The organism is Shinella sp. OV683 (assembly GCF_057787725.1).
Genome location: NZ_CM173543.1, coordinates 3349766 through 3368443, shown reverse-complemented (window position 1 = coordinate 3368443; position 18678 = coordinate 3349766). Strand labels below are relative to the sequence as shown.

At 59.3% G+C, this 18678-nt stretch carries 19 protein-coding genes and 1 pseudogene; 12 read left to right on the top strand and 8 right to left on the bottom strand.

Translation table 11 applies throughout. The features are described 5' to 3' along the window. The first annotated feature begins 186 nt into the window (after positions 1–186). The 6 genes from ACXHRN_RS16305 to ACXHRN_RS16280 all read left to right on the top strand — a co-directional run bounded on the left by ACXHRN_RS16305 (position 187) and on the right by ACXHRN_RS16280 (position 5207). Positions 187–1323, top strand: coding sequence for an HlyD family secretion protein (locus ACXHRN_RS16305; RefSeq protein ID WP_488637360.1), 1137 nt, complete (start codon positions 187–189; stop codon positions 1321–1323). Continuing rightward, complete coding sequence (locus tag ACXHRN_RS16300; protein ID WP_488637359.1) at positions 1313–2380, top strand: DUF2955 domain-containing protein; 1068 nt, start codon at positions 1313–1315, stop codon at positions 2378–2380. Before ACXHRN_RS16305 ends, ACXHRN_RS16300 begins: the two co-directional genes overlap by 11 nt. A gap of 16 nt (positions 2381–2396) precedes the next feature. Next, positions 2397–2756 (top strand): hypothetical protein, encoded by a 360-nt coding sequence (locus ACXHRN_RS16295; protein WP_488637358.1) that lies wholly within the window; start codon positions 2397–2399, stop codon positions 2754–2756. 101 nt (positions 2757–2857) lie between these two features. Beyond that, entirely contained in the window at positions 2858–3508 is a 651-nt protein-coding gene (locus ACXHRN_RS16290; protein WP_488637357.1) for a MarC family protein, read from the top strand. A gap of 146 nt (positions 3509–3654) precedes the next feature. After that, positions 3655–4761: an AI-2E family transporter gene (locus ACXHRN_RS16285; RefSeq protein WP_488637356.1), complete on the top strand. Its 1107-nt coding sequence runs from the start codon at positions 3655–3657 to the stop codon at positions 4759–4761. Continuing rightward, positions 4758–5207, top strand: a complete 450-nt coding sequence (locus ACXHRN_RS16280; protein ID WP_488637355.1) for a potassium channel family protein — start codon at positions 4758–4760, stop codon at positions 5205–5207. Before ACXHRN_RS16285 ends, ACXHRN_RS16280 begins: the two co-directional genes overlap by 4 nt. A gap of 60 nt (positions 5208–5267) precedes the next feature. Here ACXHRN_RS16280 and ACXHRN_RS16275 read toward each other — a convergent pair whose 3' ends face one another. Continuing rightward, positions 5268–5942 carry a spermidine synthase gene (locus ACXHRN_RS16275; protein ID WP_488637354.1) on the bottom strand — a complete coding sequence of 225 codons (675 nt, stop codon included), beginning with the start codon at positions 5940–5942 and terminating at the stop codon, positions 5268–5270. Positions 5943–6280: 338 nt separating this feature from the next. Between ACXHRN_RS16275 and ACXHRN_RS16270 the strand changes: the two genes are divergently transcribed. Then, positions 6281–7171 carry a hypothetical protein gene (locus ACXHRN_RS16270; protein ID WP_488637353.1) on the top strand — a complete coding sequence of 297 codons (891 nt, stop codon included), beginning with the start codon at positions 6281–6283 and terminating at the stop codon, positions 7169–7171. Positions 7172–7189: 18 nt separating this feature from the next. Here ACXHRN_RS16270 and ACXHRN_RS16265 read toward each other — a convergent pair whose 3' ends face one another. Then, the gene (locus ACXHRN_RS16265) at positions 7190–7906 is read right to left on the bottom strand and encodes a ParA family protein (RefSeq protein ID WP_488637352.1); all 717 of its coding nucleotides are present in this window, start codon (positions 7904–7906) and stop codon (positions 7190–7192) included. 405 nt (positions 7907–8311) lie between these two features. Between ACXHRN_RS16265 and ACXHRN_RS16260 the strand changes: the two genes are divergently transcribed. Continuing rightward, positions 8312–9193, top strand: coding sequence for a hypothetical protein (locus ACXHRN_RS16260; RefSeq protein ID WP_488637351.1), 882 nt, complete (start codon positions 8312–8314; stop codon positions 9191–9193). A gap of 184 nt (positions 9194–9377) precedes the next feature. On the opposite strand, the gene ACXHRN_RS16255 is transcribed toward ACXHRN_RS16260, so the two are convergent. The 6 genes and pseudogenes from ACXHRN_RS16255 to ACXHRN_RS16230 all read right to left on the bottom strand — a co-directional run bounded on the left by ACXHRN_RS16255 (position 9378) and on the right by ACXHRN_RS16230 (position 15715). Further along, a complete protein-coding gene (locus tag ACXHRN_RS16255; RefSeq protein WP_488637350.1) occupies positions 9378–10367 on the bottom strand; it encodes a HupE/UreJ family protein in 990 nt (329 codons plus the stop codon). Next, on the bottom strand, positions 10364–11122 hold the full coding sequence (locus tag ACXHRN_RS16250) for a peptidyl-prolyl cis-trans isomerase (protein ID WP_488637349.1): 759 nt from the start codon (positions 11120–11122) through the stop codon (positions 10364–10366). Before ACXHRN_RS16250 ends, ACXHRN_RS16255 begins: the two co-directional genes overlap by 4 nt. Before the next feature lie 225 nt (positions 11123–11347). Next, the gene (locus ACXHRN_RS16245; RefSeq protein ID WP_488637348.1) at positions 11348–13300 is read right to left on the bottom strand and encodes a DUF3604 domain-containing protein; all 1953 of its coding nucleotides are present in this window, start codon (positions 13298–13300) and stop codon (positions 11348–11350) included. Between the two features lie 387 nt (positions 13301–13687). After that, positions 13688–13885 (bottom strand): annotated as a pseudogene (locus tag ACXHRN_RS16240) (arylsulfatase); the annotation flags it as partial. A 115-nt stretch (positions 13886–14000) separates the two neighbouring features. After that, positions 14001–14789 carry a hypothetical protein gene (locus ACXHRN_RS16235; RefSeq protein WP_488637347.1) on the bottom strand — a complete coding sequence of 263 codons (789 nt, stop codon included), beginning with the start codon at positions 14787–14789 and terminating at the stop codon, positions 14001–14003. A 338-nt stretch (positions 14790–15127) separates the two neighbouring features. Continuing rightward, positions 15128–15715, bottom strand: a complete 588-nt coding sequence (locus tag ACXHRN_RS16230; RefSeq protein ID WP_488637346.1) for a TetR/AcrR family transcriptional regulator — start codon at positions 15713–15715, stop codon at positions 15128–15130. A 102-nt stretch (positions 15716–15817) separates the two neighbouring features. Between ACXHRN_RS16230 and ACXHRN_RS16225 the strand changes: the two genes are divergently transcribed. From ACXHRN_RS16225 to ACXHRN_RS16210, 4 genes are all read left to right on the top strand, one after another. Then, entirely contained in the window at positions 15818–16639 is an 822-nt protein-coding gene (locus ACXHRN_RS16225) for an oxidoreductase (RefSeq protein WP_488637345.1), read from the top strand. 29 nt (positions 16640–16668) lie between these two features. Continuing rightward, positions 16669–16998, top strand: coding sequence for a hypothetical protein (locus ACXHRN_RS16220; protein WP_488637344.1), 330 nt, complete (start codon positions 16669–16671; stop codon positions 16996–16998). A 102-nt stretch (positions 16999–17100) separates the two neighbouring features. Beyond that, the gene (locus ACXHRN_RS16215) at positions 17101–17559 is read left to right on the top strand and encodes a DUF2147 domain-containing protein (RefSeq protein ID WP_488637343.1); all 459 of its coding nucleotides are present in this window, start codon (positions 17101–17103) and stop codon (positions 17557–17559) included. Between the two features lie 70 nt (positions 17560–17629). Then, entirely contained in the window at positions 17630–18631 is a 1002-nt protein-coding gene (locus ACXHRN_RS16210) for an NADP-dependent oxidoreductase (RefSeq protein ID WP_488637342.1), read from the top strand. Positions 18632–18678 lie beyond the last annotated feature (47 nt).

The following is an 18678-nucleotide window of genomic DNA, read 5'->3' as shown; positions in this document are numbered from 1 at the left end:
AAAATTCGCTAATATTCAAATGGCGCTGCGGGAGTGGGCGCTCCGACTAAGTTGATCCCTATGGAATTCCGGTGCGTATCGCCACACCGCTCTCTTGTATTGCGCCACAGTCACGGGATTGTGGCAAGGCCATCCTCTGACCGTTTGTTTCATTGTTGAATATCCCTCGACACAAAGGAATACAGCGTGGCATCCGAAGAGAACGTCAGCGAACCGGTAGTGGACGCCAAGAAAACCGGAAATCCCAAAACTGAAAATCCCAAAACCGGAAATCCTTTGCGCGGGGTGGCATTGGTCGTCGTGCTCCTGGCAGTTATCCTATTTGTCCTTTCGGTCTTCATGGAGCGCCGGACACCATCCTCTTCACAGGCGCATGTCCAGGCCTATGTCGTAAACATCGCGCCAGAAGTCACCGGGCGGGTGATCGAAGTCGGCGTCGACGACAATTCGGCCGTCGAGCCAGGGCAGGTGCTGTTCCGCATCGACCCGACAAACTACCGGATCGCGGTCGATCAAGCCGAAGCCAGGCTTGCAACCGTTGGGCAGGAAATCGGTGCGTCGGTCGCCAATGTCGATGCCGCCCAGGCGCGGCTTGTCGAGGCGAAGGTAACCCGGGACAACAAGCAGGATTTCTACGCACGATCTGTCGTGCTGGTGCAAAAGGGCGTCTACTCCAAGGCGAAGTCCGACGATATCCGATTGGAATACGACCAGGCTGAAGCGTCGGTGACGGCGGCGGAGGCCGATCTGATCCGGACGCAGCAGGAGCTTGGGCCGGCGGGCCAGGACAATCCCAAGCTGAAAGAAGCCCTGGCGGCCCTCGAGCGTGCGAAGACCGATCTGGTGCGGACCACGGTTCTCGCCCCTGCTGTTGGCGTGGTCACCAATCTCCAGCTCGCGATCGGCAAGGTGGTCAGCGCCGGCCAGCCGGCGATGACTTTCATCGATGTCGGCACGGTCTGGATAGCCGCTGCCTTCAAGGAAAACAGCCTCGAAAAAGTCGCGGTTGGCAACAAGGCCGAAGTGCTGTTCGATGCCCTGCCTGGCCGCCTGTTCACAGCCAAGGTTGAAAGTGTTGGTCTCGGCATTTCACAATCCAGCACCGATCCGGCCACCGGTCTGCCTATTATTCGTTCCCAAACGGGCTGGGTGCAGGAAGCGCAACTCTATCCAGTCCGGCTTGTCCTCGATGAAGCACGGCCAAAGGGGGTGCGTTATGGCTCGCAGGTCACGGTGGTAATTTATACAGGAGACAATCCTGTCACCAATGCCTGGGGCTCGCTCTGGATCCGGATCATGTCGGTCTTGACCTATGTCGGCTAGCGAGACAGTCCAGCGCCTCTCCATCGAGCTCACCGAGCAGCGGCGCAAGGGCTTGCGGGTGGCGCTTGCCGTTTCACTCGGGGTTACGGTCGCCGTCGCCAACGGTGCCATTATCCCGTTTCTTGGGCCGCTTTTTGCGGCCCAGTTCCTGCTGGGCAGTTCAAAGCCGATGCCCCTCGGCACGACACTCGGCGTTGCGGTGCTCATTCTGGTGGCCGGCACATTTTTCATGGCCTTGACATTGTTGCTCGACGACAAGCCCATGACCTTGTTGATGTTGCTGGGCTTGATCTATTTCCTGCTCTTTTTCGCACAGGCGGTCGGCAAGGGCGGGCCTGCGATATTCTTCGTCCAGGTGGTGGCGATCATGGTGCCGCTTCTCGGCATCCTCAACAGCACGTTGGCCGAGTCGATCCTGTCGATACTGGTCACCGGCGTGGTCAGTGGCACGGTGTGGATGTGGATTGCCTACGCGGTCATTCCTCCAACCGAGTCCGACATGGCGCCACCCGCCGCTGCGCCCATGTCGGCGCACCCCTATTGGCTGGCGCTTGCCAATACCGCGATACTGCTGTCGGCCGTCACGATCTGCCTCACCAATGATGAATTGTCGTCGGCGATGGTCATTCCGATCACGGTGGTATCGCTGCTGGGCCAGTTGGATATCGTCAGGAGCCGTGCCACGGCGATCGGCCTGATGATCGTCAACCTGCTGGGTGGTGTCATAGCTTCTTTCGCCTACTCGATATTGATGCTGCGTCCCAACCTGTTTTCCATGGCAGTGATCGTGCTGGTCGTGGGGCTCGTGCTGGGCGGCCGCGCGGCGGGCAGGTCGGCTTCGGCAAAGATGTTTGCTGGCGCGTTGACGACGTTCCTGATCCTGTTCGGCCTGGGCGTATCGCCCCTGCCGGGAAGCGCGGCTGAATCCTTTGCTACACGCATCGTCTTTGTCGCCGGCGCCATAATATACACATTCATTCTTGCGGCCCTGCTTTGGCCGCGGGCAACGGATGGTGTAGAGTCCGCAGGCAAGACCGAGCCTGCGAACGAGATATGAGACAGAGCATATGCCAGTGCCAAAGCTGACATCGGCGGTATCCCGCTTTAGAACTGCGATGTTCGAACAAGGAGGTTTGGAGGCTGTCTTTCAGCATGTCCGAAACATCATCACCACATCGGTCGTGGCGGCCGCCGGCATCTACACGATCAGGAATGGCGAGCTCCTGCGTATCTGGGGGACATGGGACGATACCGCTGCCGGATATAGCGTGGCAGTCGTCGGGATTGTGCTGTTCACGCTCAATCTGCTTGACGGATTACATCGCCTCGCAAAATTGCGATGGCACTTCACGCTGCAGATTGTCCTGGTGCTTATCTATGTGATGGTCACAGTGCGGATCGCGCACTTGGTCCTGAGCTTCAGGGCGGCGTAAGGCCGGCAAATCAGACGAATGCCGAGCGCTGACTGCTAGACAATCGGTTGAGTATCCATGATAGTTCACTTGGGAAAAGCTTTTTTGGGGGGTAAATTTCGATGGATTTATCAGTCATTGATACGGGCCTCGTGGCAACGCTTCTGCTGCTGCTTTTAGTCGGCATGGGGCCGAAGATCGCGCTGGTTCCTTTCCTTGAAATGACCCACAAGTTCGATAAGGAGACCAAGGCCAGAATAGGCCGGAAGATGGTCCTGACCGGGCTGATAACTGCCCTGGTGCTTTTTGCCACGGGCGCTCTTCTGATGCGGCTGCTGCATATCACAGGCGGCGCGGTCGCGGTTGCAGGCGGCATCGTCCTGGCGCTGCTCGCACTCAAGATGGCGGCTGGACCAGTCAAGAAGCCTCACGACGAGCTGGAAGTGGAAGTCGATCCGGATACGATTGCGGTTTTCCCGCTGGCCATCCCCTATATGCTCAATCCCGTTGGCATCACGGTGCTGATCATTGCATCTGACGAAGTCGTGTCCCTTGCCAGCGCAGCGCTGGTTGTAGGCCTGGTTCTGCTCGTCGCCGCATTCGACTATCTGGTGTTCACCAATATCGACGTACTGGCAAAGCGCATGAAGCCGGCTAGCCTGGTTATCTCCGAGGTCGTGTTCGGCATTCTTCTGACCGCTGTTGCCGTGCAACTTTTCGTCAGCGGCCTCGCAAAACTGGGGATCATCTCCCCGACCGTGGCCGCCCATTGATTTCGCCTGAGATGCCGCAGCGCCACCACGCGCCGCGGGAGCTGCGGCGCGATTCCAACGCTAGCCAGATGTCGAGGTTGTCGTTGTCTGACGCTTGAGATGTTTAGCTACATTAATGCGTGAAGGCTCAGGCCTGGGAGGCAGACATGGTTTCCAATCCGCCAAACGCCGATCTCGCGTCGCAAAAGCCGACTGCGGTCCAAGTAGTGGTTCAAATCGCCCTCATCGCCATTCTGGTCTATATCTGCAGCCGGATCGTATTGCCCTTTATGGGCATTCTGCTCTGGTCGGTTATCCTGGCAGTCATGCTCTATCCCCTGCATGGTCGGCTGTCCGTGCGGCTCGGCAACCGCTGGTCGGCATTTCTCATCGGGCTGGTCGGCATTGCCGTTGTGTTGGTGCCCATGATTATGGTGGTTACGTCGCTTGGGTCTACCATCTATTCACTGGTCTCCGGTCTGCAGAACAACAGCCTGACAATTCCGCAGCCTCCAGCGTGGCTTGCGGGCCTGCCGGTGGTCGGCGAGAAGCTCTCGGAGAGCTGGTCGCTCGCTGCCACGAACATGCCCCAGGCGCTCGCCAAGTACGGCCCGATGCTGAGCAAGCCTGCAGCGTGGCTCGCATCCGTCGCCGGTGGCCTGGCCGCCGGCGGCATGTTCTTTATTCTTTCGATTGGAATCGCCGCTGTGCTTGTGGCCTATGCCAAGGGGGCAGGGGGATTTACCCTGCGTCTGTTGGAGCTGGTCGCCGGAGGCAAGGCGCGCGGGGCCCACTTGATCACACTGACCTCCGCGACGATCCGCGGTGTCGCACTTGGCGTGGTCGGTGTTGCGGTGATTCAGTCGGTGCTCGTTGGCGCCGGCTTCTTTGCCATTGGCCTTCCGGCAGCCGGCGCCCTGACACTCATCACACTCATATTGTCCATCGTGCAGGTACCAGCGGTGCTGGTGACCTTGCCCGTCATTGCCTATGTCTTCGCGACCGAGGCGACGACGGCGGCAATCGTCTTCGCCGTCTGGTCAGCCGTCGCGGGGCTGAGTGACAATGTACTCAAGCCACTGATGCTCGGCCGCGGACTGGAAGTGCCGATGCCGGTCATCTTGATCGGCGTCATCGGCGGGATGCTTGCAGATGGCCTTCTCGGTTTGTTTGTAGGCCCCGTGGTGTTGGCCGTCGGCTACGTGTTGCTGATGGAATGGCTGCCCCAGCGGTCGGTCGAGGACGGCCCCCGGATCGAAGGTCCGGCGTCATGATTAAAGTTCTTGCTGTCGGCTTGCTGGCGATGTCGGTATGCCTCGCACTCCAGGCAATGGCTTCGGTGCTGGCTGCGCGCTACTTTGCTCATACCCGCGGTCAACCTCTCGGCCCAAAGCCCTGGCGGGCTATCTTCCTGCAATTCGCTGTGCTGATGGTGGTGCTCATGATGGGCAATATCATCCAGGTCGTATTTTGGGCGATGCTATATTCATGGCTAGGTGCCGTCGAGGATTTTGAAACGGCGGTGTATTTTTCGGGTGTCACCTTCACCTCGCTCGGCTATGGCGACGTGGTGCTCGAAGGCCGCGTCCGGCTGCTCGCGCCGTTGCAGGCCGCCAATGGGCTGATGATGTTCGGGATCACGACAGCTCTCTTCTTCTCCGCTGTCCAGCAGGCCACGGTGAACTGGGCTGCGGCACATCGGCCCCCGCGTAAGCCGTAGGTCGAAGTTCTTCATGCCGCCATGAACGGTCATTGAGGCGGTGGAAGCTCCGCTCGGTGACTACTGCCGCCTCATCGCCAGCCAGATCATATGCCGCGCACCGGTCTTGCCGCGCGCACGCACCGGCTTTTCCTCGGCGGCGAAGCCCGCATGCTTTAGCCGGCGAGTGAAGCCGGCATCGCCGCCGGAGGACCAGACGGCCAGCACGCCACCGGGCGTCAGTGCAGCCAGCGCTTCACCCAGCCCCTTGGCGCCGTAGAGCGTATCGTTGCTGTCGCGGCTGAGGCCGTCGGGGCCATTGTCGACATCAAGCAGGATGGCGTCATAGCTGCTTTTCTCCGACCTGATCGCCACGCCGACATCGCCTTCGAAAATCGTCACGCGCGGATCGTCCAGCGTGCCGGCATGCAGGTCGGCCATCGGCCCGCGCGCCCAGGCGACCACCGCCGGCACCAGTTCCGCAACTGTGATCTTTGCGTCGGGTGGCAGCACGGCAAGTGCGGCGCGCAAGGTGAAGCCCATGCCGAGCCCGCCGATCAGCACATGCGGCGCCTTGCGCCCGGCGATCTTCTCAGCGGAAAGCGTCGCCAATGCTTCTTCCGAGCCGCTCAGCCGGCTGTTCATCAGCTCGTTGGTGCCGAGCATGATCGAATATTCCTGGCCGCGCTTCTTCAGCCGCAGCGTCTCGTTGCCGCCGGGAATTTTTGCTGTGTCGAGAAGCGTCCAGGCAAGCATGGGGGAGGGGCCTTTCACTGATATCGAATGGTGGTGTCGAAAGTCTCGCTTTACACCGCAGCACGGAAAATGGCGAGAAGATGAAGCCGATGCCCGAACTTCCCGCTGGACATCGGGATGCCATGGGTGCAGCCTGAGCTTGCGTATCTCCGTTGCGTCAATCGGGAGACTGTGCCGTGGCCTATCGTCGATCCGCCGCCAGATCATCGCTTTGGGAATTGTTGGCTTGCTTGTGGGCCATATTCGTCCCGAACGCCGACGCAGCTTCCCTATCCCTGCAGGTGTCATCCCAGACCCCATCGAGCCCTCCGTCGGATTCCTGGCTGGAAATTGCCAAAGTGTTTCCGGCCTGGCCGGTCGCCGTTATCGTGCTCGCATTCCTGTTCAGGAAGCCGCTGGTCAAATTTCTGGAATCGATTGGCGGGAACCTCTCGAAATTGCAGTTCGCGGGCTTTTCGCTGGAACTCGTGACGGCGCGGCAATCGCTTGATTTTCCGTTGCTCGATGAGATCAGGGACCCGAAATCGCAGTTTTCCGCCTCTGGCTCGCCTGCACTTATTGCTGCTTTGCAGTCCACGGAAACGGCTGACTACACGGTTATTGACCTGGGTAGGGGCGATCGATGGCTGACATCCCGCCTGTTCATCGTCGCTGCCATGGCGGACCGGATGCGCGGCGTCAAGGTGCTGGTCCTTGTTGAACGACGTGATGGAATTGGAAACCGCTATGTGGCGACAGTCGATGTGCGCAGGCTGAGGTGGTTGCTGGCCCACAAGTATCCATGGCTCGAGGCGGCATATGTGGAGGCGTGGAACAGGGCGACCGGCGTGTACCAGAAAATGGCTGTGAATTTCACGGAAATTGGCGACAGCGGAAGGGTTCAGCCTCATATGGTGACACAGGTCTTGAGCGCGTTCCTCGAAAACCTGAAGACAAACGCACTGCCTGCGGTCGGCTTTTCCGATTGGGTCACGCTCAAGGATGGGGAATTCGAGCACGCAGCCTGGGTAACGAATGAGCTTCTGAGAGAGCTGCTGCCGCGTGAGGCATTTTCGGCCAGGATCGTGGCGAATGAGGACATGCCAAAATCGAAGCGCATACGAGCCATCCTTCGGTGCAAGGCACCCTTCGTCGCGATAGTCGATGACGGCGGCGATTTTCTCAAGCTCGTGGATCGGTATGCCTACCTCGATAAGGTGGCGGAGACCATGGGCGAGGAAACAGATTGACCTGCCGAGACAAGGGCGTTACGCGGCACGACCCCAGCCGAAGCCCCGCCGGCGGCTGCCGGAAGAAATCACCCGCACCGGCAGGATGCGCATCACCTCGACGGCAAGCTCGCGGGCATTGGTCTGCGCCCGGTCGAGATTGGAGACCTTCTGCGGGTCGAGATCGTAGAGCGTCGCACCAGTATCGAACATCTCGCGATAGGCGGCGCGCTCGACGACCGGGGTGGCCAGCACATTGACGCCGCGGCTCGCGAGCAGGCCCTTGACCTTGAGCAGCGAATGGGTGGTGACCATCGGGTTGACCCGCGACAACAGCACCGAATGGGCGATGTCGAGACCGGTCTCGGCGCGGATCTGGCTGAGGATGTCGAGCACCTTGACGGCGCCCTTGGCATCCATGCCCGAGCCCTGGACGGGAATGATCACATGGTTGGAAAAGGCCAGTGCGGTGGCCGTCAGTTGGTTGCGGTCGCCGGCGAGGTCGATGATGAAATAGTCCGACGGCGAATGGGACTCGCGGATCTGACATTCAAGCGAGGCGGGCGAAACGTGATTGACCAGCGTGATCGCGCCACGCGGCCGGGCCACCTCATACCATTGCGTGAACCACTGCTGCGGGTCGCTGTCGAAGACGGTAACCTTGTGCCCGAGATGCGAAAGCTCGACGGCCAGCAGCGCAGCTGCCGTGGTCTTGCCGGCGCCACCCTTGGTATTTGCGATGGTAATAACCGGCATTAACAAGCCCCTTTTCGATGCACTGTGATCATGACCGAAAAGTTACAAAAGTTGGTTAACAGAGCGTTATGTGCGGGGTGAGAGATTTGATGTGCAGACATCGGGGTTTTGGGGGCTCTGGGGAGCCAGATGCAAGCCTGGCGATGCGGTTCTTCTGAAGCGGTGCAGGCACCGGCTCCGAGCCGGGCATGGGCTGAAAGCGGACGAAGCAACCAATGCAGTATTGAAAGCATGGCGCAGCAACGGCTTTCCATGGCTGCTGCGTGTCCACAATAACATCGAAAAGCGAAAATATTGCGCCGCAACAGCTGAACTATTTCTGGGGCAATCTCGGTTATCTGCTTGCAGGGTGGGCGGCTTTCTCTAGTGTCGGATGGCGGGATGACCGGCGGAGCTGTTTAAGAAATGGCTGCATCTACAGACAACGCGGAAGCCAATGACGGTGAATGCGTCGATATTGTCGCGCTCGCCCCGCGCCCTGCTGCCAATCTTGGAGGTTATGCCACCTTCTGGCATGGGCAACTTTCGCCGCTCGGCTTCACCTGCCTCAAATCGTTCGCCCGGCATGGCTTGCCCCTGAAGCTCTTCACCTATGATCGGAAAATCAGGGTCCCGGAAGGCGTCGAAATTGGCGATGCCCGGCTTATAGTCGACGACGAGTCCCTGTTGTCCCGTTATCTCGTCAATGGCCGCCCTTCGCTTGCCAAATTCTCCAATCTGTTCCGCTATCGCTTGTTGCAGCAGGAGGACTGCTGCTGGGTGGATGCTGACGTCCTTTGCCTCAGGCCGCCAGAGTTTCTTGCGGGGGACATCGTCATCGGTCGGCAGTTGGAGCGATCTGGACCTGCCGAACTGAACGCCGCGGTGTTGCAATTGCCCAGGGCGCACCTGATGCTGAAAGACCTGGCGGCACGTGCCTGGGCTGCTGTGGATGAGGATAGCAATTGGGCGACGCTGGGCCCTAGGCTGGTTACCGAGCTTGCCCGGAGCCATGGGCTGATGGAAATCGTGCGTCCTCCATCGGATTTCTATCCCCTGCCATACGATCAGTTCTGGAAGGTCGTGCTGCCCGGCTATTTCGCCCACTGCGTGCTTCGGACTGCGCAGGCACAACTCATGCATCTTTGGAACGAGATGTTTGAAAGATGCGGCTATGATCAGAATTGCGCACCGCCGGTCGGCAGTTTCCTGCATCAGCGCTGCGAGGCACTGGACACGCTAGGCGAGTTCCAGCGTGTCTATGACCGCCGGGAGGTTTGGGAAATGGTGAGGCATCTGGCAGAGTAATAGTGCATCGCGCCAGGCTGCATCATGCTTGCAGTCGCTGGCATGTCACCCGGCATCGCGACCTTTCCTGCTTCTTCAGCGGCGGCTTCGGCCTTGGTATTTGCGATGGCAATAACCGGCATTAACTCTGGCGAGCCAGATGCAAGCCTGGCGCCCGCGAAACGTTTGTCAGAAGAAGCAAATCCTACATGAATGCTGCTACCCGTTCGACGAGCCAAAAGGCCGAGACGGTGCCGATCAGATACGCCGCCCAAGGCGAAAGCCGCCGGAAGTCTCTCGAAAATGCTAGCCGGAAGCACGCAAGGGCAAGAAGCGCTGCGATGACGAAGGCGAGTTGGCCGGCCTCCACGCCGAGGTTGAACGTCAGCAAAGCAAGCGGCACGTCCTTCTGCGGCAGGCCGATCTCGCGCAGGGCGCCGGCAAAACCAAATCCATGCAGCAGTCCGAAGACAAAGCTGATCAGCCATGGATATCGGCTGGACAGGTCGGTGTGGCCGCGACTGCTTCGAACGATCTCCGATGCGACAAACATGATGCTCAGGGCTATCAGTGCCTCGATCGGCGCCTGAGGCACCGACACCACGTTCAACGACGCGATGGCCAAGGTGATCGAATGCGCAACCGTGAACGAGGTGATCGTCAGAAATAGAGTTCTGGGCCTGCGGATCAACAGCAGCAGGGCGAAGACGAAGAGCAGGTGGTCTATTCCCTGCAGGATATGCTGGACGCCGAGCACGAAATACGCTTGCGCCGTGTCCCAGGCAGTTGGGCTGGCCAGCACTGTCAACGTCGGGCCGGATGGGGAGATGCGGCTTGTCTGGGTGGTGCCGTCCAGGTTTGTTATTTTCGCCAGCGCATCGGTGTAGGTCGATGACAGGCCGTCGATCGAGACCGCTTGGCCAGCCAGTCCTGCTGCACACGACACCTGCCAGCGGCTGATATAGGCGGTATCGATATAGAAGCCAACGGGCTCTGCTTCCTGCTTGCAAGTGGTGGGCAGCCGGACATAAAGCGCCATCCTGTATTCACCACGAGCCGGCACTTTCCAGGTGATCGCGTAGCGGGCCGGTGCGATCTCGATGATGTCGAGAAAGGCAGGCCGCAATTCGTGCGCCCTGGCGGCGGACGCTATCAGCAACAGGAAACCAACTGCCAGGATCAGCAATCGCATCATTTGGCCTCTGACGTTTCGACGGGCGATGTCGCTGCGTTCGCCGGCAACTCTATCTTGACGTCGTATTGCTTCCTCATCTCGGCATAGCGCTTGTCGGCGATTTCCTTGCGCCTGGCACTTTCCCAATCGGACTGGACTGCCGTTTTGACATCGGCAAGCAACGGCGTACGTGCTGCAATCTTTTCCCCGACGAGCACGAGATGCACACCGTATTGCGAGCGAACCGGGCCGAACCATTGTCCAATCGGGGCAAGAAGTAATTGTTTGGCGAACCCCTCGTCGAAGCTGCTGGCAATCATATCGGTGTCGGTCAACGCCATTTGCTCGGGCAAAAGGGTCGGATCGCCCATTCCAGCTGTATCGGTCGAAGGATCGACTTTGAGGAGCGCCAGAGCCTGCTTTGCTGCCGTCTCGCCCTTGTCGCCGGTGCCATCGCTTTTGAAAAATATCTGCCCGAACGCCAGTTGCGGCGGCAAAGAATACTTGTCTGCGTGCGCTGCGAAATAGGCCGCTAACTCGCCGGGCTTGGGCGTCAACTCCTCGGCACTCGGCTCCAGCAGGAATTCCATCTTCTGCTGCATGCGCCGGCGAAGGACTGTGTCGTCCTTATCGAGGCCCATCTTCTGCCCCTGACGATAGAACACCTCCTCCCTCACATAGCCATCGATGAGGCCTTTGTACTCGGCTTCCGTGGGTGGCCGTTGCCAGGTTCGGCTAAACGTTTCGAACATCTGCGCGAGCTGGCCCTTGCCCACTTCGATCGATCGGTCGTCTGCCGAGGGTAGGGAGCCGCTCGTCAACGAATAGAGGCTGAATATAGCCGCGCCGAGAACGAAGAAGTGAAACAGCGGTTCAGACAGAATCTTGCGGATGAACATGAAGCGGCTCGGGCCTTCTGTGCTGGCGATCGACAAGTTTGGCGTGAAAGGCGGCAGCCGAATGCTGCCACCCTGATCATGGTCCAGGTTAGTCGCCGTGCCTCATGCGGGGTGGTACCAGATCGGAGAGGTAAACGCCCGCTCCTGCAGTGTCATCGTGGTGCCGGGCAGAGGCTTCGACCCGAACCGGTAGGCATCGTAGGCGGTCCAGCGCGGAGTCGGGATTTCGATGACCCTGCCGTAGTAGAATGCCCGTTGCGCCGGGTCGAAATCCGGGTCTTTCCAGACAGCGATCAGTTCCGGATCGCCGATCGTGTTGGTCCATGTGGCGGTCGACAAATCCACCGTGTTGCCGACGGCAGGCAGCTTACCATCTGCGCCGGGCTTCCGGTCATCGGACCAGACGACATCGTAGACCTTTTCCTGGGCGTTGCCGTCCTTGTCGAGCCAGCCCTTGACGATCTGGTAGCGGTCGAGATTAGCTCCGATCGGATCCTTGAGCGCCGCAACCAGGAAGGTCGGTACTTTGCCGGCTGGAGCGGCTTGGAGATCGCCACCCATCGGCACGCCCTTTGTATAGCCGATTTCAGCCGGCAGGCGGTTCTGTGCATCCTTGGCCTCGAAATCCCATCCGCCGAAGAAGCGCACCACCATGCGCGGACCAGTCGTCGCATAGGTTTCCTTGCGCTGCATGGCGTCCCATAGAGCGGCACGGGTATTTTCGGCGGCCCAAACGGCCGCATAACCGGCCGCCGACACCTCCCAGTCCATGACCTTGACGCCCGTCGCCTTGTTGTCGATGAAGGTAGCGGTCATGCGTTCGGGGCTAGGCTCCTGCGGCGTGGTTTTGCCGAAGAAGTTGTCCTCTTCCATCGCGGTGAGGCCCGTATGGGCGTCACTGCTGTTGATGAGGCCGAACTTGTAGGGATTGGTGCCGAATTGCGCTTCGAGCTTCAGTCCGTTCTTGTAGGCCGAACGCACATACTCGAATTCGAGCATTTCCTTCTTCTTGGCGACACTGCCGTCGAGATTGCCTTTGTCCCAGATTTCGAAATCCGCGAACTCGTCGTTCGGTGAGAGATAGGGATGCGACTCTCCGGCGCCCTTGGTCTGGGCCGCCTCGTAAAGCCGCTCCCACTTTGCGCGCGTCTGGACATAATTCGCGTCGATTTTCTTGCCGAACTCCTCGACCACGGGGAACATCGTGCCGTTGCTCAGATTGCCGTTGTGCGCGATCGCCAGCACTCTGCCTCCGGTCTTCTGTTCGTAGGCTGCCATCCACTTCCAGAGATTTACAGGATTGTCACTGCCGAATGGCGGATAGACAGTGTAGGGCTCTACCTGACTGGCTTTGTCGCCATTGTCGCGAAAGATGACGTTGCGATGGAGGTTATTTCCGCCCGTATTTGATGTCCATTCGTAGCCGATGAAAGCGGTGAATCGGTTCGGCTCATTGAACTCCTCTGCGGCAGCGATCGTCTCCTGCCAGGCACTTCGATAGGCGTCCGTCCCCGGAAAATACATGAGGTCCTTCGGGAACGTGCCGTGGGAGAATGCGACGATGATTTCGATCGCGGCGTCCGCACCCTTTCCGTTCTGCATCATGTCGTACCATTTGCGACCCGTGGGGTCGGCCAGCAAAGAGGGTTTGCCAGCAAAGAGATCGGGGAAGAAACCCATATTGTCGGAATGATCCGAGACTACGAGAAAGTCGAGCGGCCGTGACAGCTTGGCAGGTTGGCCCGAGGATGCCGTGACCTGTTCGCCCCGGGCAAATCGGTAAGCGTCGCGAGGACCCAGCCTTGCACCGAATGCTCCGGCATCCATCGAAAACGACGTATGCAGATGCGTGTCGCCGAAAAAGGGGCGTGTCGGAAAGTTCCGGTCGGCATAGGGAGAATAAGGCCGCTTCTTCGCGAACACCTGTTCGACCTTGGCCTTGTTGATGTCACCGACATCGGTGTGCTCGGTTTCCTGCGACCAAGCACCGTGTGACAGACTTGCAACGAAAAGGCCCGCGACGAACACCGCTGCGCCACTACTTACTCGCACCATTGTCATTCCTCCCTCAGGGTAGCTTATTTGAATTCGATGGGATGTGCTCAATCGGCGCCAGCGAGCATTAACGCAGGCGGTTTGCGCGCAGTACATACAAGTTCTTCTTGAGGCATGCGTCTTCTGGAAGCTGATACAGGTGAGCACGGTTTTTCGCTGTTGCGTAGTACGTTACGGTAACATTCGCTCCAAGACGAACTTGCCATAGCGCAGGTCCGATCAAGGCGAGCCTGTGATTGCGAGGTTCGCGCCGTGGCAAACTGTTAACATGCGAGGTTCGAAATCGGGGAACCCGGCTTGCCCACTCCGTGCCGGTGAGGCACGACCTCGGAAGATCGAGGTCGTGCTCGCAAGATCAGCCGGCCCATCATTGTCAATGATGACGGTTCACTTGGCACCGCCATTTGCGTCATGCAGCTTCTCCAATACCTGGTCGAGCGAGAAGCTCCCCGGTTTTTGGCGCGGTGGGAATTCCACATAGGTTTGCAGGTGCTTGGCGACATAGGCTTGTGCTGGCACCAATGCGAAGGCGTGTTCGACATGCCACCGGCCGTAGTCTCCGGCATCGTCTTGCGCCCGCTCGAAGTAGCGCGGCATCGGCGAAAGCTGATGCTCGGAAGCCCGTTACGAAATGTCAGGACCGGACGACATCCCGCCGAGAGGCCTCATGCACGCATTTTTGCGCATGAGTCCACGCGAGTTAGAATCGCACGGTGAGTCCGAGGATCGGGCCCTGTTGAACAGTGTCGAACACGAAACCGTCCTGTCGATAGTCGACGCCCATAGCGCGATAACCCGCAATTGCCGAAATGGAATCGCTGAACTGGTAGCCGACGCCTGCCGCCACGTCCCAGTCGATATCGGCTCCGCCCGCACCCACAAATCCCCACGCCGAGAGATACCATTCCGGCGTCAGGAAATATTTGCCGCGCAAGCCGGCAACAGCGTCCACCCAAGTGGCGCTGTCGTCACCGCTCACCCCAGCCAGGGGGCCGCCGTTGAGCTGAATGTCGGTGCTCACGGACCATACCCGAACGCCCGCAACCACGTCCAGGTGTCCGGCGGGGTCGTCGACCACGGCATAACCGGCGCCGAGCAGGCCTGAGAACGTTTCCGAGGTGACGCTCACACTGTCGGTAAGCACGCCAAAGGGCGTATGCCCGGTTGCGCCCAGCTTGCTGTACATGAAGTCGCCGATGACGCTGAAGCGCTGGTAACGCAACTCTGCCGCTGCCATCGCCGCGAAATCGAGATTGCTCAATATGTCGCCGAAGTTGGCATCAATCTTGACGGTCGGTAAACCGAATTGCTTGGTCTTTCCCGACAGGCTGGCTCCCCAGAAATAGGGCGAGGCGGCAAACGACCAGTCGTCCTGCGCCTCCACAGGCTGGGGTTGTTGCAGCAGCGGCGCCACATCCGCTGCCAGCGCATTTGTAGAAAACAATACGGCCAGCGCTGTCGCTGCCCCCAAAAGACGAAGATCGATCATGAAGAGCCCCCCGATTAAACGTCGAACTGGCGACGATCTGGATCACGATCACCAGCATACATTAGAAGTAACAATTCACTAATATTCGAACAAAGCAAGTGTGTTACGGCAACACACAGGCAAAAACAGCCGCTCGCACGGACTTCCGCCGGCCAACGCGCGTTGTTGCAGGCGGTTCGTTCCGAAACCGACGCGGCGTCGCGCCTGCAACCGCGCAGGCCTGCCGGCTTCCGCATCGCCGATGTCACGTTCCTGGCAGAGGCTTGGCTCCGCGCGTGCCGCTTGAGGCGGGATGCCGTCGCGGCGATTGAGATTAGCCGTCTGGGAGCTGCTGGGACCTACGTGGTTGCTTTGTCCTGACGGGGCTCCGCAAGCAGCAGCGCCGCATCTGCTCCTGCCGCCAGCATGCGGGCCGATAATGCCGTGTCCTCCAGGGTGCGGGCAAGCTGAAGCGTGCCGATGAGGGTGGCAAACATGGCCATCGCGGTGTCCTCGGGATTGGCGGTTTGCGGCGGCAGGGCCGATGCCAGCTGGCTGACGAGGGTCAGGAATCGTTCGGTATAGACCTGACGCGCCTCGGCTGGCTGACGCGCGAGTTCCGGCAGAAGCGCTGCAAATGAGCAGCCATGTGCCGGATCGTCACGATGCTCGGTCGACAGGTACGTTGCGACAGCCGCCGCCAACCCGCCGGCAGCTATGGCGTCCTCCACCTGTTTCGACAGATCCTCGAGCGCCGCTGCCACGGTTTCACGCACCAGCTCCGCCTTGGATTCGAAATGCGCATAGAAGGCACCGTTTGTCAGCCCGGCGTCGCTCATGACGCTGGCAAGCCCGGATGCGGCAATCCCATCACAGCGAAAACGTTCGGCTGCGACCTTCATGATGTGGCGACGCGATGCGTCCTTTCGACCTTTTTCGTAGCGCATGATTCTCTTTAGGGCTTTTCAAATGGAATTACGAGTGTTATGTAATATTACGATCATAATTTAAAAGGTGGCGATCGCCGGATCGCGGATTTGGAGAATTCAATGAATGTGCATTCGCAACCCACCGCTGTTGTGACTGGAGCCTCTTCGGGCATCGGCCGCGCCAGCGCCGAGGCCCTGGTGCGGGCGGGATTCAAGGTCTTCGGAACAAGCCGTCGGGTGACCGGCAGCGGCCCGACCAATGTATCGATGCTGATCTGCGACGTGACGGACGATGCATCCGTCAATTCTCTTGTCGCGACGGTGCTGTCGCGGGCCGGCCGGATCGACGTTCTGGTCAACAATGCCGGCATCGGCCTCATTGGCGGGGCGGAAGAGTCTTCGATCGTCCAGGCGCAGAGATTGTTTGATGTGAATGTCTTTGGGGTTGCCCGCGTGGTGAACGCGGTGCTCCCCATCATGCGAGGCCAGAAAAAGGGCAGGATCATCAATATGAGTTCGATTCTGGGTCTTATCCCGTCACCCTTCAACGCCTTCTATGCCTCCACGAAACATGCAATCGAGGGCTATTCGGAGTCGCTCGATCACGAAGTGCGGAACTTCGGTATCCGCGTTGTTCTGGTCGAGCCCGGCGTGACCCGCACATCCTTTGAAGACAACCTCACACGGGTAGACCAACCGCTGTCGGTTTACGATGCCGCGCGCAAAAGCTCAGAGGCGCTGATGCGTGAATGGGTCGACGCGGGGGATTCTCCAGAGATCGTCGCCGCAACCGTCGTCAGGGCGGCCACCGCCGCCAAACCCAAACTGCGCTACTCGGCCGGCAAACAGTCGAGCCAGGTTCGTTCGCTGCGCCGCTACTTCCCGGAGGCGATGGTCGATAAGATCCTGCGCAGGCAATTGGGTCTCGATCAAGTTCTATGAACACCCACGTGCCCCTCAGGAAAATCCGTATGAAAACAATGGTTCTGTGCGCGCTGGCGCTGGTCGTTTCAGGCTGCGCCAAACAACCCGAACAGATAGCGGCAACGCCGGTTGCTACCTATCCCTATCTGCAGCTGTCCTGCGCCGAGCTTGTCGCCGACCGGGCTGCCAAGCGGGTCACCCAGCAACGCCTCGAGGCGGCCCAGCACGAGGCGGCCGAGCGTGACAAGGGTGCGATGACCGTCATCCATATTCCCATTGCCGCCATGACCGGCCAGAACCGGGAGGATGACGTTGCGCGCGGCAAGGGCGAGCTCGCAGCAATCGGTGCCGCCATTCAGTCCAAGAGCTGCATGTGAGAATCTACCCGCCGGCACGAGGCGCCCATTCTGTCGCCCCCATCAAGCCCTGCCATGGCCCGCTTTCAAACAAACGACAATCAAACTCCTGGAGATAAAATAATGCTGACTTTCAAAACCGCCGGCGTCCTGGCGATCACCCTGACTATCGCACTGATGTCTTCCGCCGCCTGGGCGGATGATACTTCGCCGGTCGGCCTATGGAAGAACATCGACGATGTCAGTGGCAAGTCGAGGGCGCTGATCCGCATTTCCGAAGCGAACGGAACGCTCCGGGGCACGGTCGAAAAAGTCTTCCCGGCCCCGACCGAAAACCAGAACCCGACATGCGCCGAATGCGAAGGCGCACTCAAGAATGCGCCGATCGTCGGCCTGGAAATTCTGTCCGGCCTGAAAAAGGATGGCGACGAATACACCGGCGGCCAAATCCTCGATCCTGAGAACGGCAAGGTCTATAGCAGCAACCTGCACCTGATCGACGGTGGCAAGAAGCTCAGCGTGCGCGGCTATATCGGCGTATCGTTGCTGGGCCGCTCACAGACCTGGATACGCCAAGACTAAAGCCTCTCATGCAATCAATGAGAACTGGCAACAAAACCTGAAAGAGAAACATCATGCGTGAGAATATAACATGAAAGCGTTCTTCATCGATCGCTACGGCAAGAACAACGGGGCGCGGATCGGCGAAAGGCCTGATCCGGAGCTGCGGGACAACGATGTGCTGGTCCAGGTCCATGCCGCGGCCGTAAATCTGCTGGATTCCAAGATCAGGGATGGCGAGTTCAAACTCATCCTGCCTTATCGTCTGCCGCTCATTCTTGGCAACGATGTCGCGGGGGTGGTCGTCCGGGTCGGCCCCAAAGTCAAGCGCTTCAAGCTCGGTGACGAGGTTTATGCGCGGCCAGGTAAAGACCGCATCGGCACCTTTGCCGAATTCATTGCCATGAGTGAAGGCGATGTGGCGATCAAGCCAAAGGATCTCAGCATGGAAGAAGCGGCTTCGATCCCTCTCGTCGGCTTGACCGCCTGGCAGGCACTGATCGAAAGAGCCAACCTGAAAAAGGGCCAGAAAGTCCTCATCCATGCCGGCTCCGGCGGCGTCGGAACATTTGCGATTCAGCTCGCGAAGCATATCGGCGCAACCGTGGCGACGACAACCAGTACCGCGAATGTCGATCTGGTCAGGACGCTCGGCGCTGATGTCGTCATCGACTATAAGAAAGAGGATTTCGAGAAGGTCCTCAGCGGCTATGACGTCGTGCTCAACAGTCTTGGCAAGGACACGCTCGAAAAATCCCTCCGCGTGCTCAAACCCGGTGGCAAGCTGATCTCGATCTCCGGTCCGCCTGATCCGGCTTTTGCGAAGGAGCTGGGATCGAGCTGGTTCCTGGCGCCGGTCATGCGCCTTTTGAGCTATGGAATCAGGAAGAAAGCCAGAGGCCATCGCGTCAGCTATTCATTTCTGTTCATGAGGGCGAACGGCGACCAATTGCGCGAGATTACCGCGCTTATCGATTCCGGCATCATACGGCCGGTCCTGGATCGGATCTTTCCATTCGCATCGATCAAGGACGCTCTTGCATACAGCGAGACGGGGCGCGCAAAAGGCAAGGTCGTCATCAAGGTGAGATGACTGGCCTTGCTTTCTGTCGTTGTGCTATCTCGCGACAACAACGCGTG

Excerpts from the sequence above, each read along its gene's own strand:
- ACXHRN_RS16275 (WP_488637354.1), bottom strand. The coding sequence starts at position 5,942 with ATGCTTGCCTGGACGCTTCTCGACACAGCAAAAATTCCCGGCGGCAAC.
- ACXHRN_RS16230 (WP_488637346.1), bottom strand. The coding sequence starts at position 15,715 with ATGCGCTACGAAAAAGGTCGAAAGGACGCATCGCGTCGCCACATCATG.
- ACXHRN_RS16285 (WP_488637356.1), top strand. The coding sequence starts at position 3,655 with ATGGTTTCCAATCCGCCAAACGCCGATCTCGCGTCGCAAAAGCCGACT.
- ACXHRN_RS16210 (WP_488637342.1), top strand. The coding sequence starts at position 17,630 with ATGAAAGCGTTCTTCATCGATCGCTACGGCAAGAACAACGGGGCGCGG.
- ACXHRN_RS16245 (WP_488637348.1), bottom strand. The coding sequence starts at position 13,300 with ATGGTGCGAGTAAGTAGTGGCGCAGCGGTGTTCGTCGCGGGCCTTTTC.
- ACXHRN_RS16255 (WP_488637350.1), bottom strand. The coding sequence starts at position 10,367 with ATGATGCGATTGCTGATCCTGGCAGTTGGTTTCCTGTTGCTGATAGCG.
- ACXHRN_RS16215 (WP_488637343.1), top strand. The coding sequence starts at position 17,101 with ATGCTGACTTTCAAAACCGCCGGCGTCCTGGCGATCACCCTGACTATC.
- ACXHRN_RS16220 (WP_488637344.1), top strand. The coding sequence starts at position 16,669 with ATGAAAACAATGGTTCTGTGCGCGCTGGCGCTGGTCGTTTCAGGCTGC.
- ACXHRN_RS16225 (WP_488637345.1), top strand. The coding sequence starts at position 15,818 with ATGAATGTGCATTCGCAACCCACCGCTGTTGTGACTGGAGCCTCTTCG.
- ACXHRN_RS16300 (WP_488637359.1), top strand. The coding sequence starts at position 1,313 with ATGTCGGCTAGCGAGACAGTCCAGCGCCTCTCCATCGAGCTCACCGAG.
- ACXHRN_RS16290 (WP_488637357.1), top strand. The coding sequence starts at position 2,858 with ATGGATTTATCAGTCATTGATACGGGCCTCGTGGCAACGCTTCTGCTG.
- ACXHRN_RS16260 (WP_488637351.1), top strand. The coding sequence starts at position 8,312 with ATGGCTGCATCTACAGACAACGCGGAAGCCAATGACGGTGAATGCGTC.
- ACXHRN_RS16265 (WP_488637352.1), bottom strand. The coding sequence starts at position 7,906 with ATGCCGGTTATTACCATCGCAAATACCAAGGGTGGCGCCGGCAAGACC.
- ACXHRN_RS16235 (WP_488637347.1), bottom strand. The coding sequence starts at position 14,789 with ATGATCGATCTTCGTCTTTTGGGGGCAGCGACAGCGCTGGCCGTATTG.
- ACXHRN_RS16280 (WP_488637355.1), top strand. The coding sequence starts at position 4,758 with ATGATTAAAGTTCTTGCTGTCGGCTTGCTGGCGATGTCGGTATGCCTC.